Source organism: Breznakia sp. PFB1-19 (assembly GCF_029893935.1).
Taxonomy (GTDB): domain Bacteria; phylum Bacillota_I; class Bacilli_A; order Erysipelotrichales; family Erysipelotrichaceae; genus Breznakia; species Breznakia blatticola.
The window spans coordinates 18,792-31,766 of sequence record NZ_JARXXJ010000023.1 but is presented as its reverse complement, the minus strand read 5'-3'; the positions used below and the strand labels follow the sequence as shown (position 1 = coordinate 31,766).

Sequence of the window (12,975 nt, the reverse complement as noted above, 5' to 3'; positions counted from 1 at the left end):
AAATGCGAGTGTAATCAGCTTGAGCGAAGCGACCCAAATACCCCGTCGGAAAGCCATGGGATGGCTTTCTGGGCTCTGCCCCGGGGTAGTTTATTAGATAGAAATAACGCACGGGTGGTGGAATGGCAGACACGCTATCTTGAGGGGGTAGTGGACGTACGTCCGTGAGGGTTCAAGTCCCTTTCCGTGCACCAATAGAAATACTTACACCAATCTGACAAAAAAGAGGGGTGTTTTTTTATTTGTGAACGCCATCTGAATCTTACACTTGTTTAAGTGGATGAATGGATATGAAATTGCCCCATGTTACAATATATACATAAATATATGGAGGTGATTGGTTGAATAAAAAACTAAAAGAAAAAATATCTGAAGCGTTGCCCTCAGTCTTACCAATCACGTTAATCGTACTTTTCCTAAGTATTTTTGTAGTGCCACTATCAACTGATACGGTACTTTTATTTTTGTAGGAGCAGTATTATTAATTGTGGGTATGGGTTTATTTACTTTAGGTGCTGAAATGTCGATGATGCCAATGGGTGAAGCAATTGGTTCAAAATTTACAAAAGCTAAAAAGATATGGATGATTATTCTCTCAACATTTTTGAGGGGATTTCTAATTACCATTGCAGAACCAGATTTAGATGTACTTGCTAGTCAAGTGGCGAGTATTCCAGATGATGTTATCATTTTTACAGTAGCAGCTGGAGTTGGAGTTTTTTTAGTAATTGCGATTTTGCGAATTATCTTTCAAGTTTCATTTTCGAAGCTCGTTATCGGCTTATATATATTTGTGTTTGTATTAGCAATATTTGTCCCAGGTGATTTTTTACCAGTTTCTTTTGATTCGGGAGGAGTAACAACCGGTCCAATCACTGTTCTCTCATCTTTTGGCACATTGGAAAGAGAATCATAATTCCAATAACTATCGCTAAAGTGTGCAAGTTCACAAGATATTCCTTCTTTGGGTAGAGCAATCCAATTATAATGCATACCAATCCCTAAGAAACCTTCAACAGGAACATCGTTTACAGTCACATGAAACTCGATACTGTCAAATCCATTGGTCGACTTTATATTTAAAAAATTCATTACACTAATACCTCCGTAGATAAAGTGTAATGAATTTAGTTGATTCATAAAATTACTTTTTTTCTAAGACTCCTTGACATGGGGTCCACTTTACATTAACCTTCGGGTAGCTTTTTTTATATGTAGATGTTGTAGTTGCAGTAGACTTTTGAGTATTTATTCTTTATAATGGAAACCAGTTATGCCAGTTGCATAATCAGCGCCAGGACAACATAGGTTGTTGACGAGGTCGGTAGTTATCGAAAGTTTCGGCGGGTACTATCGCGGATACGGTGATTCGTTAGAAGTAAAACAAAGACCAATATAATAGGGTTTAAAAATTACTTTGCCACCACAACAAAAGTAGACCTTTTAAAAAAGGCTTTTTTATCGTGGAGGAAAAGTAAATATGTGCGGAATTGTAGGTTATGTTGGAATAAACCCCAAATCAAACCAAGTCCTTTTGGACGGCTTAAAGTCGCTTGAGTATCGTGGATACGACTCAGCGGGAATGGCGAGTATCGTCAATGGAGAAGTGCGTGTAATAAAAACACGCGGTAAAGTGGCAAATCTGGAAAAGAAAATTCAGGATTTGCATGTACCATCAAGTGTATTAGGAATTGCACATACACGTTGGGCAACTCATGGAATCCCAAATCAAAGTAATGCGCACCCACATCATCATGGCAAGGTGACATTAGTTCATAATGGAATCATTGAAAACTATGGGGAACTAAAAGAAGTACTGTTGAAGCAAGGCTATGTCTTTGAAAGTGAAACAGATACAGAAATTGCAGCAGCGTATATTGATTATGTGTATGCAAAAGGCTTAGATAAATTAGCAACATTACAAGAAGCCAATCGAGCATTTCGAGGTTCATTTGCCTTTGGAATTATCTTTTTAGATGAACAAGATACACTGTATGCGATGCGTAGAAATTCACCGCTGATTGTTGCTGTTGGTGAAAACGAGAATTATATCGCAAGCGATGTGCCAGCTATTTTAAAATATACAAAACAGTATATTTTACTTGATCAAGATGAAATTGCAGTACTTCGTAAAGATGAAATTCAAGTGTATACACTAGATTTAGATGTCGTTGATTATGAAATTAAAACAGCAACGATGGATGCAAGTGCAATTGCTAAAGATGGATATGAACACTTTATGTTAAAGGAAATTCATGAAGAACCACGTGTGGTTCGTGAAACCATGTTTAGTTATGTACAAGATGATATTGATCAACTTGTAACATCACTACCTGATTTATCAAAATACCAACAAATTCATATTGTATCTTGTGGTAGTGCAATGTATGCAGGGATGATCGCAAAAAGCTTAATTGAATCGGCTGCGCGTGTTCGTGTCGATGTAGAAATTGCAAGTGAATATCGTTATAAAGATCCAATCTATGATGTAAATACACTTGTACTAGTGGTAAGTCAAAGTGGAGAAACTGCAGATAGTTTAGCAGCTTTATTATTAGCGAAACAACAAGGTGTTGATACGATGGCTATAGTAAATGTGGTAGGAAGTAGTATTGCTCGTGAAGCGAAGTATGTTGCATATACACACGCAGGAGTTGAAATTGCAGTTGCAACGACTAAAGCATATTGTACACAAGTCGCATTATTATCTTTAGTGGCATTAAATCTTACATATGTACATGGTAAAGTAAGTAAAACACAAGCAAATGAAATCATTAAAGAGATTCAACAACTGCCGGATATGCTACAACATATGATTGATGATGTGCAATATGTCAAAGCAGCAAAAATCATTTCTCGCCACAACAATGTATTTTTTATTGGACGTGGCTTAGATTATGCACTTTGCATGGAAGGTAGCTTAAAACTAAAAGAAATTTCATATATTCATAGTGAGGCATATGCAGCAGGAGAATTAAAACACGGAACGATTTCGCTAATTGAAAAAGGAACGCCAGTTGTAGCAATTTGCACAGAAGAGCGTTTATATGAAAAGACAATAAGTAATATCAAAGAAGTAAAAGCTCGTGGAGCCAATGTGATACTAGTTGTGCGTGAAGACTTACAAGTTGCACAAGATTACTATGATTATAAAATTAGTATTCCTAAGGTAAATCGTTTAATTCAAGGGATTGTAGGCGTTGTTCCATTACAGTTATTAAGTTATCAAGTGGCAAACTTACGTGGTTGTGAAATCGACCAACCAAGAAACCTCGCAAAATCAGTAACCGTAGAGTAAAGGTGTTTCACCTTTCTCTTTTTTGTTTTTTGCGTATAATAGAACTATGAGATATGGATTAAAAGTATGTTTAAGTGCAATTATAGCTTTGTGCATCTGGATAGGTGTACTTTTTGGTTGTATCCAAGGATTTGCCCTTAACAGTAGTTTTTATGAAAAACAAGATGCACGACTTGGTATTCACCAACGTATGCATGTTAGTGAAAATGATTATCAAACATCGATGGAAAATCTATTAAGTTACATTCAAGGAAATCGTGAAGATATCTACACTGAAATTACGTATCAAGAAGAAATAAGAGATATGTTTAATGAAAAAGAAGCAAAACATATGGTAGATGTAAAAGACTTATATTTAGATTTTCGCATGGTAGCAATAATTTGTATCATCTTTGCGATATGTTTATTACTGATCGTGTTTATTGAAGCACCAAAAGATTTTATGAGTGTATTTAGCGTTGGGTATTTACGAATGAGTATTATTTTTGTCATATGTTTGGGTGCACTTGGATTATATGCAGCAGTCGATTTCAGTAGTTTTTGGACATCGTTTCATGGCGTGTTCTTCAGTAATGATTTGTGGTTATTAAATCCAACGACTGATTTTATGATTCGCATGTTACCAGAAGCGGTTTTCCAAGCACTTGTTACACGAATTCTTGTGGTGTTTGTTGGAGTCTTTGTTCTAATTGGCATCATTTGTTTCGTGTATTTACTACAAAGAAAGAAAGTTAGCCTAGTATTGTATTCTTAATAAAAGAAGCGTAAAATATTATCAAATATAGATAAAAAGGGGGAAGCGAATATGAATATAAAAATCACCAGAGCAGAAACATTAAAAGCAAAACCTGCGGATGAAGAAAACTTAGGATTTGGCAAGTACTACACAGATCATATGTTTATGATGGATTGGAGTGTAGATGATGGATGGCACAATGCACAAATTGTACCTTATGGACCAATTCCAATGGATCCTGCAAGCATGGTATTGCATTATGCACAAGAAACATTTGAAGGATTGAAAGCCTACCGTAATGGTGATGATATTCTGATCTTCCGTCCAGAAATGAATGCCTTACGTATGCAAAAAAGTAATGAACGTTTATGTATGGCAGAAGTACCTGAAGAAATTTTCGTTGAAGCAGTAGAAGAATTGGTACGTTATGAAAAAGACTGGATTCCTACAAGTGAAGGAACCTCATTATATATTCGTCCATTCTGTTTTGCTACAGAAGCAGCTGTTGGAGTACACCCAGCAACATCATATAAATTCATGGTAATTTTAAGTCCAGTTGGACAATACTACCCTGAAGGTGTAAACCCAGTAAAAATCTTCGTAGAAGATGAATATGTACGCGCGGTTGTTGGTGGTACAGGATTTGCTAAGTGTGGTGGAAACTATGCAGCAAGTATCATTGGACAAGTAAAAGCACAAGATGCAGGATACACACAAGTATTATGGCTTGATGGTGTACACCGTAAATATGTAGAAGAAGTTGGAACGATGAATGTTATGTTTGTGGTAGATGGAGAAATTTTAACACCACCATTAGAAGGAAGTGTATTGCCTGGAATTACTAGAGATTCATGTATTCGTATCCTTCGTGATTGGGGTTACACAGTAAAAGAAACACACATCGATATTAACGATTTGATGGAGTGGACAAAAACAGGAAAACTACAAGAGGCATTTGGAACAGGAACTGCTGCAGTTATTTCACCGATTGGTGAACTTAACTACAAAGGGAATGAACAAATTATCAATAACTTTAAGACTGGACCAATTACACATAAACTGTATGAAACCTTAACAGGGATTCAATGGGGAAATCTTGAAGATCCATATGGATGGGTACGTAAGATTTAATGAAACCAATCATTTTAGCTAGTCAAAGTCCAAGAAGAAAAGAATTGATGGAAAGTGTTGGACTTGAGTTTTCTGTGATTGTAAGTGATAGTCAAGAAACGTTCAACATGGAAATTGATATTCGAGATGCGATTCAAGAAGTAGCAAGTGCAAAAGCATTTGCAGTTGCTAAAGATCATCCAGATAGTATTGTTATTGGCTGTGATACCATTGTATATCAAGATGGAAAAATTTTAGGAAAACCAAAAGATAAAGATGAAGCATTTCGTATGTTGAAATCGTATAGCAATACATCCCATCAAGTGATTAGTGGAGTAGCAATTATCGCAAATGGTCATGTTGAAAGCTTTGCTAGTGTAAGTGAAGTATACTTCTATGAATTAGGTGATCAAGAAATTGAAGATTATATTGAAGCAGAAGCACCGTACGATAAATCAGGAGCTTATGGAATTCAAGAAAAAGCAAAAGCATTTGTGAAATCCATTGATGGAGATTACTTTACCATCATGGGATTGCCAATTGGAGAATTATATCAAAGACTGAAGAAGTATCAGTAGATGCTTCTTTTTTTGTGAGATCCCATTCTATTGCTTCACATTCTATAATGGATTTATGCTATAATTGAAAAAGAAAATGAGGTGTTTATGTTAAATTACTTAACCTTAAGCAATCTGATTGCCGTTTTAAAAATTGTGCTTGATGTCGGTGTTGTATCGATCATCATTTACTATTGTTTGAAAATTGTAAAAAACAACTCAAGAACCGTTCAATTAGTGAAGGGTATTTTGTTTGTGTTGCTTATAAACTGGATTGCGCAAACTTTAGGGTTGCGTACCATTGCCTTTATTACTACACAAGTACTGAACTGGGGAGTGTTGGTGATATTTATTATTTTCCAACCCGAGGTTCGTTCCCTGCTTGAAAAACTTGGAAAGACAACATTTACAAGCATTTCAAGTTTGAATCAATCAGAAAAAGAACGCTTGATTGATGAACTGGTTCGCTCAACAAATGATTTAGCAAACAGTAAGACAGGAGCTTTGATTTGTTTGGAACAAACCAACTCACTTGATGATTATATTGCAACTGGAACAGCACTTGATGCAGATGTAAGTGATGAGCTATTAGGAACGATTTTCTGGGAAGGAACACCATTACATGATGGAGCGGTTATAATTCGTGGGAATCGAATTGCATGTGCAAGTGCATTCTTTCCACCGACGACTCGTGAATTCCCGCGTCAATATGGAGCACGTCATAGAGCAGCCGTTGGAATTAGTGAAGTAACCGACAGTATAACAATTGTTGTATCTGAAGAAACTGGAAATGTATCGATTGCTAAAGAAGGCGTTTTGACGCAAGTAAATGCAGTAAACTTACGTGCAACTCTTGTTAGAGCCTTGCAAGCAAGTGATCCGGTGGTGAGTACAACAACTAGTGAAACACAACAAGCACCTGCATCATCTGCACAAGATGTACCAATAAAAGAAGTGAAACCTTTGATTAAAAAGAGATCACGGAAAAAAGATGCAAAAATTGAAGCAGAAGCAATTGTAGTTCAACCGAGCACACCTTTAAAGGAAAATACAAAAGAAGGTAAGGCGAAAGGAGGAAAGACAAATGCGAAAAAATAGAACACGGAAAACGGAAATTCCAAAGCCAATCGTAAAAAGTACAACTTCGTTTAAGAACACGTACTCAAAAGCTGAACAAGTCGTGTTGCGTTTGTTTGGAATCGTTTCGAAATGGGTGGATCGCATCCTCTTTAGTCAACGGTATGCAAAAGTGATTGCAGTAGCCATTGCCGCATTACTATTTGCAGTTGTCTCACAAGATATTGAAGGAAATATCTTTACCAATCAAATTCGTTCTGCAACGGATGTAAAAGATATTCCAGTAGTAACCAATATCTCTTCATCAGAATATGAAGTAATTGACTTACCAGAAACAGTTACAGTAACTATCACTGGTGATGCTGGTGATGTACAATACGCAAGTCAAAGAAAAGATAATTATCAAGTTATGGCAAACTTGAGTGATAAAGGAGTTGGGACATACGAAGTAGAACTGGTTCCACTAAATTTCTCAGATAAGGTTGATGTAAGCGTCAACCCATCGGTTGCTTTAGTTACGGTACGTAAAAAAGTCAGTCGTAGTTTCTCGCTTGGTTATGATTTTGTAAATATGAACCAAATGGATGATATTTATAGTTTATCTGAACCAGTGTTTGATCAAAACGAAGTTATCATTCGTGCCAGTGATGAACGTATGCAAGAAATCGCATATGTGAAGGCATTAATTGATGTTGCAGATAAAAAGGCAGACTTTAGACAAGATGCCCAAATTGTTGCATACAATGCAAATGGAGATCGACTAGCTGTGGATATCTTACCTGCAACAGTTGGAGTTGAAGTAGCTGTAAGCTCACCACATAAAGTTGTGCCAATAAAACTAGACTTTACTGGTGAACTGCCAGAAGATGTCGCAATTTCAAGTTTTGAACTTGATCAAGAAGAAGTAACCATCTATGGTTCAACTAAAGTCTTGGATAATTTAAATGAATTATCTGTAAGTATTCCATTAAACAATGTAACCAAAGATATGAGCACAAAAACGGTAACAGTTCCAGTAAAACTACCAAATGGAACTGCAGTTAAAGGGGACACATTGACACTAAGTGTGAAAGTTAACTTTGGAAAAGGGAAAACTAAAACGTTTGATGATGTACCCGTCCGTTTTACAAACTTAAAAGATGAGTTAAGCGTACTTAATGGAGATACGTTGAAACAACAAGTGACCGTAAGTGGTTTGGAAAGTGTAATTGATAAACTAAAAGCAGAGGATATTTATCTAGTTGCAGATTTACAAGAATGTGAAGCACCTGGAACGTATACAATCCGCTTGCAGTTAAAAAACACAAACAACAAATTACGTTATAAATTAGAAAATGAAGAAATAGAATTACAGATTCAGTGAGGAGAAGAGTATTATGGGTAAATATTTTGGAACAGATGGTGTCCGCGGGAAGGCAAATGAAAAACTAACATTAGATATGGCTGTGAAAATCGGTCAATACTTGGGACATTATTTTTCAAAGAACAAGAAAGCAAAAATTATCATTGGAAAAGACACGCGTTTATCTAGTGACATGTTTGAACTAGCAATTAGTGCTGGTGCAATCAGTACAGGGGCAAATGTATATGCAGTTGGTGTATGTCCAACACCATGTATTTCTTACTTAGTAAAACAAGAACACTTCGATTGTGGGGTTATGATTAGTGCTTCGCACAACCCATTCTATGATAATGGAATTAAATTATTTAACTTTGAAGGAAAGAAGATGGATCCAAACTTGGAAGCAAGCATTGAAGATTTCATGGATGGTAAAATCAGTATTGAACCAGCTAAAGGTGATGATATTGGAAAATCTGTTGACTTTGCACGTGGATTAGCAATTTATGAAAGTTACTTAAAAAATACAATCAATCACATTGATGCAACTGGATTAAATGTTGCACTTGATTTAGCAAATGGTAGTGCGACAAGTACAGCTGTTGATTTATTTACTGACTTAGGAATGAATGTGAAAGTTATTCACTCTATGCCAAATGGAACGAATATTAATAACCACTGTGGTTCAACACATCCTGAAGACTTACAAAAATTGATGAAATCAGGAAAGTATGATGTTGGATTTGCATTTGATGGGGATGCAGACCGGTTGATTGCTGTTGATGAAGATGGAAATCTTTTCGATGGAGACTACATTTTATATACAACAAGTAAATATTTAAGTGATAAAAATCGCTTAAATGACAATGTTGTAGTCACAACAGTAATGGCAAACTTAGGATTATATAAAGCACTAGATGAACTTGGAATAACTTATGTACAAACACCAGTTGGTGATAAATACGTAACTGAAGAAATGGAAAAACATGATTATTCTCTTGGTGGAGAACAATCAGGACACATTATTTTTAGAGAACATGCAGTGACTGGAGATGGGCTTCTTAGTGCACTAATGTTAGTGGAAATGATGACATCAACAAAGAAATCATTAAAAGAACTTGGTGAAGAATTGTTTATTTACCCACAATTATTAATCAATGTTGAAGTACAAGATAAAGAAGCTGCATTAAAAGATGAAGGCTTACTTGCACAAGTTGATGAAGTTGCAAAAGAACTTGGTGATGAAGGTCGTATTCTTGTAAGACCAAGTGGTACAGAACCACTTGTACGTGTTATGGTTGAAGCAAAAACGGATGCACTTTGCGAAAAATACGTTACACAAGTTGTTGAATATATAAAAGAACAAGGACTATAAGCTGCTCAGGCAGTAAAGTCCTTTTTTCTATCACATAATTTTGTTACAATAGAGGAAGAAGAGGTACAAACTATGAAAAAAGTTATATGTGTCGTAGAAGATGAAAAAGATTTAAATGAACTTGTAAAGCGTTATCTAGAAAAAGAGGGATACGAAGTACGTTCATATTTGACTTATAATGAAGCATATGAGCATATCAATGATGAAGATGTGCATTTATGGATTTTAGATATCATGTTAGATAACAAGAGCGGCTTTGATCTAATTGAAGAAATACGTTCACAAGGTAGTGAAATACCAGTTATTTTTATGAGTGCGCGTGATAAAGAATTTGACCGAATCATCGGTTTAGAAAAAGGTAGTGATGACTACATCACAAAACCATTCTCGCCAAAAGAATTGGTATTGCGTGTGAATAACTTGATGAAGCGTGCATACAAAGAAAGCAACCGTATTCAAATTGATGGATATGAGCTTGATGAAGTGCAACGCAAAGTCTTTGAAGGAAACGAAGAAATTGATCTAACAACGAAAGAGTTTGACTTGCTGATGATGTTTATTCGCAACAAAGGAATTGCCTTCTCACGTGAGATGATCTTAGAGAATGTCTGGGAAGATAACTACTTTGGTAGTGATCGAGTTGTAGATGATACATTACGTCGTTTACGTAAGAAATTACCGAACTTGAATATCCATACGATTTATGGATTTGGGTATCGATTAGGATAATGGAAGTAAATAACCGATTGTGGGTAAAACGACTTTCTTTGTCGCAACAATTGATTGTATTGATTGTTTGCTTCGTGTCGTTTTTTGCTGTGTTCTTCTTTATTTTTGTCAATTCCAATGTAAATAACTACACGGAAGAACAAATGTTTACCCAACTAAGTGAAACACAAGACAATTTAAGCTATATTTATCATTCAGTGGATGTCGACACAACACAACTTGCACAAAATGATAATCGTATGATTGATAGCTACTTTTTTAAGCGCGATAGCGAAGGTATCTATCGTGTAGAGTATCATGCAGATGGCCTAAAAGATGATAAACAAATCTATGCAGATGTTTATAACAATCTGCTTGTTCAAGATGCCATTCAAAAAGGACCACTTGGTGTTTTTTATGAAGATGAAAGCATTGCACGAGTATGTCCAGGAAATAAATATACATATTACAGTATTCGCATGCTTGAAGATGATGTAGTGCTCGTTTCGTTATTAAACAATGCATATATTAATGAATTTAAAAGTACATTTGTTGAAAATGTTATTGATATTACCGTTTTTGTGGTAGGTTTATTCTTTGTGATTATGATGTTATGGGTTGGAAATATTATTCGTCCATTACATATTATCAAAAACTATATTGATCGTATTCGTGTTGGAAAAGAAGCGACGATGAAAATCAATCGTAAGGATGAAATTGGTGAGGTTGCTGAGGCACTTGTCACCATGCAAGAAGAACTCAATAAACAAGAAAAAACAAAAGAAGAAATGATTCACAATATTTCGCATGATTTAAAAACACCGATTGCAACCATTAAGTCTTATGGGGAAAGTATCAAGGATGGAATTTATCCATATGATACATTGGAGAAAAGTGTAGATGTTATTATCGACAATGCCAATCGTTTGGAAAAAAAGGTTCGAAGTTTACTCTTTATGAACCGTGTAGAATATATCTTAAGCCAAGATAGTGATGAAATTGTCACTGACATGCGTGATGTCGTGGATACTGTGGTCTTGAATACCAAAGTTATCCGTCCAGAAATTGAAATTGAAAAGAATACCATGTCATCGCTCTTTAGAGGGAATGAAGAAGCTTGGCGTGTATGTGTAGAAAACTTATTAGAAAATGCCTTGCGTTATGCAAAGACACAAATCGTTATTACCTTAGATGAGGAGCAATTGTGTATTTATAACGATGGGGAACAAATACCAGAAGAGATTTTACCTACATTATTTAAACCATATGAAAAAGGTCGGGATGGACAATTTGGACTAGGTTTGAGTATTGTTAGTAAAGTTGTGCATTCAGCAAACTATAAAGTAGTTGCCGAAAATGTCGAAACTGGTGGAGTAATATTTAAAATTATTAAAGAATAAATAGCGAAGGGAGAGAGTTTATGGACAACAATAAAGTAACAATTGAGGAACTACAAGCCCTCATACAAAGTAAAGATGTACGTCGTATCCGTGAACTCTTCGATGAATATAATATTGTCGATATGAGTGATCTTGTCGAACAATTACAAATTGAAGATGTATTATTTGTATTTAAAATGTTAAAGAAAAATGTAACTGCTGAGATTTTTTCTTATCTAACATATGATAAACAGGAAGAACTGATTGAAGCATTTACTGGTCCGGAAATTCAAAGTATGTTAGATAACTTATATAGTGATGACATCGTTGACTTTATGGAAGAGATGCCTGCAAATGTTGTAAAACGGGTATTGCAAAATGCAAAACCAAATCAACGTGCAGAAATTAATAAGTTATTAAACTATCGTGAGGATTCATGTGGTTCTATTATGAATACAAATTACATTACCTTAAAACGTTATGAAAGTGTGTTGGAATCCATTCAACGTTTACGTAAATTAAAAAACATTGATCGTGCCTTAGGATATGCGTATATTACAGATAGTAAGCGTCAACTGATTGGTTCGCTTTCTTTAAAGCAATTGCTATATGCGGAAGATAATGAACTGATTGAAGATATTATGGATACCGATTTGATTGTAGTCAAAACCGATGATGATCAAGAAAAAGCAGCACAATTGATTCGTAAATATGATATTTCAACAATACCTGTAGTAAATGATGAAGGAAAAATCGCTGGTGCGATTACATATGATGATATCTTGGACGTTATGGAAGAAGAAACAACCGAAGATATTCATAAGATGTCTGCGATTACACCAACAGATAAACCATATTTAGAAACTGGTGTTTTTGCCATGTACAAACACCGTATTGTTTGGTTGCTAGTATTGATGATTGGGGCAACATTCACTGGGAATATTTTATTAATATTTGAAGATCACTTAAAAACGGTTGCTTATCTTTCTGTATTTATTCCGATGTTGATGGATGCTGCAGGAAATGCAGGAAATCAAAGTAGTACGATGATTACTCGAGCATTAGCCTTGGGCGAAGTGCATTTAACGGATATGCTTAAGATATGGTTTAAAGAGGTTCGTGTAGCGTTCCTTTGTGGTCTAACGATGGGAATTGTGAATTTCTTCCGTGTCATTATATTTATGGGGATGGTAGATGTGCAAACATCCATTGTCGTATCCGTAACTGTAATGTGTACAGTTATGGTGGCAAAGCTCATTGGATGTACACTGCCAATGGTTGCCGAAAAACTTGGCTTTGACCCAGCAGTTATGGCAGGACCATTAATTACGACATTAGTTGATGTTGTTGCATTGTTAATTTACTTAGGTCTTGCTAGTGTTTTCCTGCTGTAAGA

The 12,975-nt window shown here is 35.5% G+C and carries 11 protein-coding genes and 1 tRNA gene; all 12 read left to right on the top strand.

Going from position 1 to position 12,975, the window contains the following annotated elements; all coding sequences use genetic code 11:
- The first annotated feature begins 108 nt into the window (after positions 1-108).
- Positions 109-194 (top strand) — tRNA-Leu (locus M2098_RS09710).
- A 266-nt stretch (positions 195-460) separates the two neighbouring features.
- On the top strand, positions 461-916 hold the full coding sequence (locus tag M2098_RS09705; RefSeq protein WP_280683990.1) for a DUF1538 domain-containing protein: 456 nt from the start codon (positions 461-463) through the stop codon (positions 914-916).
- A 564-nt stretch (positions 917-1,480) separates the two neighbouring features.
- Positions 1,481-3,298, top strand: coding sequence for a glutamine--fructose-6-phosphate transaminase (isomerizing) (gene glmS, locus M2098_RS09700; protein WP_280683947.1), 1,818 nt, complete (start codon positions 1,481-1,483; stop codon positions 3,296-3,298).
- A 46-nt stretch (positions 3,299-3,344) separates the two neighbouring features.
- A complete protein-coding gene (locus tag M2098_RS09695) occupies positions 3,345-4,052 on the top strand; it encodes a TIGR01906 family membrane protein (RefSeq protein ID WP_280683949.1) in 708 nt (235 codons plus the stop codon).
- A 51-nt stretch (positions 4,053-4,103) separates the two neighbouring features.
- A complete protein-coding gene (locus M2098_RS09690) occupies positions 4,104-5,165 on the top strand; it encodes a branched-chain amino acid aminotransferase (protein ID WP_280683951.1) in 1,062 nt (353 codons plus the stop codon).
- Positions 5,165-5,722: a Maf family protein gene (locus tag M2098_RS09685; protein ID WP_134171034.1), complete on the top strand. Its 558-nt coding sequence runs from the start codon at positions 5,165-5,167 to the stop codon at positions 5,720-5,722. The genes M2098_RS09690 and M2098_RS09685 overlap by 1 nt, the downstream gene beginning before the upstream one ends.
- 87 nt (positions 5,723-5,809) lie before the next feature.
- Positions 5,810-6,799 carry a diadenylate cyclase CdaA gene (gene cdaA, locus M2098_RS09680; RefSeq protein ID WP_280683953.1) on the top strand — a complete coding sequence of 330 codons (990 nt, stop codon included), beginning with the start codon at positions 5,810-5,812 and terminating at the stop codon, positions 6,797-6,799.
- The gene (locus M2098_RS09675; protein WP_280683955.1) at positions 6,786-8,141 is read left to right on the top strand and encodes a CdaR family protein; all 1,356 of its coding nucleotides are present in this window, start codon (positions 6,786-6,788) and stop codon (positions 8,139-8,141) included. The genes cdaA and M2098_RS09675 overlap by 14 nt, the downstream gene beginning before the upstream one ends.
- A gap of 13 nt (positions 8,142-8,154) precedes the next feature.
- Positions 8,155-9,492: a phosphoglucosamine mutase gene (glmM, locus tag M2098_RS09670; protein ID WP_280683957.1), complete on the top strand. Its 1,338-nt coding sequence runs from the start codon at positions 8,155-8,157 to the stop codon at positions 9,490-9,492.
- A gap of 72 nt (positions 9,493-9,564) precedes the next feature.
- Positions 9,565-10,221 (top strand): response regulator transcription factor, encoded by a 657-nt coding sequence (locus M2098_RS09665; RefSeq protein WP_134171026.1) that lies wholly within the window; start codon positions 9,565-9,567, stop codon positions 10,219-10,221.
- Positions 10,221-11,600, top strand: coding sequence for a HAMP domain-containing sensor histidine kinase (locus M2098_RS09660; RefSeq protein WP_280683960.1), 1,380 nt, complete (start codon positions 10,221-10,223; stop codon positions 11,598-11,600). The genes M2098_RS09665 and M2098_RS09660 overlap by 1 nt, the downstream gene beginning before the upstream one ends.
- A 20-nt stretch (positions 11,601-11,620) precedes the next feature.
- The gene (mgtE, locus tag M2098_RS09655) at positions 11,621-12,973 is read left to right on the top strand and encodes a magnesium transporter (RefSeq protein ID WP_280683962.1); all 1,353 of its coding nucleotides are present in this window, start codon (positions 11,621-11,623) and stop codon (positions 12,971-12,973) included.
- Positions 12,974-12,975 lie beyond the last annotated feature (2 nt).

Bases quoted from the DNA above. Each gene is read 5' to 3' on its own strand.
- glmS (WP_280683947.1), top strand. From the start codon at position 1,481: ATGTGCGGAATTGTAGGTTATGTTGGAATAAACCCCAAATCAAACCAA.
- M2098_RS09695 (WP_280683949.1), top strand. From the start codon at position 3,345: ATGAGATATGGATTAAAAGTATGTTTAAGTGCAATTATAGCTTTGTGC.
- M2098_RS09690 (WP_280683951.1), top strand. From the start codon at position 4,104: ATGAATATAAAAATCACCAGAGCAGAAACATTAAAAGCAAAACCTGCG.
- M2098_RS09685 (WP_134171034.1), top strand. From the start codon at position 5,165: ATGAAACCAATCATTTTAGCTAGTCAAAGTCCAAGAAGAAAAGAATTG.
- cdaA (WP_280683953.1), top strand. From the start codon at position 5,810: ATGTTAAATTACTTAACCTTAAGCAATCTGATTGCCGTTTTAAAAATT.
- M2098_RS09675 (WP_280683955.1), top strand. From the start codon at position 6,786: ATGCGAAAAAATAGAACACGGAAAACGGAAATTCCAAAGCCAATCGTA.
- glmM (WP_280683957.1), top strand. From the start codon at position 8,155: ATGGGTAAATATTTTGGAACAGATGGTGTCCGCGGGAAGGCAAATGAA.
- M2098_RS09665 (WP_134171026.1), top strand. From the start codon at position 9,565: ATGAAAAAAGTTATATGTGTCGTAGAAGATGAAAAAGATTTAAATGAA.
- M2098_RS09660 (WP_280683960.1), top strand. From the start codon at position 10,221: ATGGAAGTAAATAACCGATTGTGGGTAAAACGACTTTCTTTGTCGCAA.
- mgtE (WP_280683962.1), top strand. From the start codon at position 11,621: ATGGACAACAATAAAGTAACAATTGAGGAACTACAAGCCCTCATACAA.